Annotated in this window: 1 pseudogene; it reads right to left on the reverse strand. The window is 75.1% G+C overall.

Annotated features, from left to right (window positions below):
- Positions 1-4: 4 nt before the first annotated feature.
- Positions 5-221: pseudogene (locus IF47_RS0127310) on the reverse strand (thioredoxin-disulfide reductase); the annotation flags it as partial.

Here is a 221-nt window from a genome sequence, read left to right on the forward strand (position 1 = left end):
GTCGTCAGAGGGCGGCGGCGGCCGCGGCCTCGTCGGTCTTCTCCGGCTCGGCGACGTGCTTCTCGGGAGCGTCGACCAGGGCGGCCAGGTACCGCTCGGCGTCCAGGGCGGCGGAGCAGCCGGTGCCGGCGGCGGTGATGGCCTGGCGGTAGGTGTGGTCCACCACGTCACCGGCGGCGAACACGCCGGGGATGTTGGTGCGGGTGGAGGGGGAGTCCACC

Origin of the sequence: Streptomyces megasporus (assembly GCF_000718985.1) — a bacterium.
Classification (GTDB): Bacteria; Actinomycetota; Actinomycetes; order Streptomycetales; family Streptomycetaceae; genus Streptomyces; species Streptomyces megasporus.